Genomic DNA, 560 nt, shown 5'->3' with positions numbered 1-560 from the left:
GTTCCGTCGCACCCTCGGTGATGCTCAAGAAGCTGTCGGCGTTCAAACGGCAAAACCGCCTCGACATGGGCCTGGCCGAGGTTGGCCGGATCGAGCGCACACTGTTCACCCTCGACTGGCTGGAAAGTCCGGAGCTGCGCCGGCGTTGTCAGGCAGGGCTCAACAAAAGCGAGGCCCGCCACGCTCTGGCCCAGGCGGTGTTTGTCCATAAGCAGGGCCGCATCGCCGACCGGACACTGCAGAACCAGGAGCATCGCGCCTCTGGACTGAACTTGGTGATCGCGGCAATCGCGCTTTGGAACACATTATATATGCAGCGTGCCGTCGAGCATCTGCGGGAGAGGGGGCAGGTTGCGCCCGACGACCTTCTTGCCCATCTTTCGCCGATGAGTTGGGCCCATATCGGGCTGACCGGTGACTACCTCTGGGCGGATGCGGCGAAGCACCGCGGCATGAGGCCGTTGAACGACCCAATGGGCGACAGACATTACGCCGCATAACAGGTGTTCTTGGTTCGTACTTTTAGCCGAGGTTTAGCGCACAAACCTTGAGGTGAGGCC

At 61.4% G+C, this 560-nt stretch carries 1 protein-coding gene; it reads left to right on the top strand.

Annotation, left to right across the window (positions count from 1 at the left end; translation table 11 throughout):
- The coding region (locus AX690_RS01770) for a Tn3 family transposase (RefSeq protein ID WP_156449527.1) at positions 1-500 on the top strand (500 nt) is incomplete at its 5' end.
- Positions 501-560: the final 60 nt, after the last annotated feature.

The organism is Caulobacter sp. CCH9-E1 (assembly GCF_001556515.1).
Classification (GTDB): Bacteria; Pseudomonadota; Alphaproteobacteria; order Caulobacterales; family Caulobacteraceae; genus Caulobacter.
Note: the sequence above shows the minus strand (reverse complement) of the source record. Positions and strands in the feature narration are given on the sequence as shown.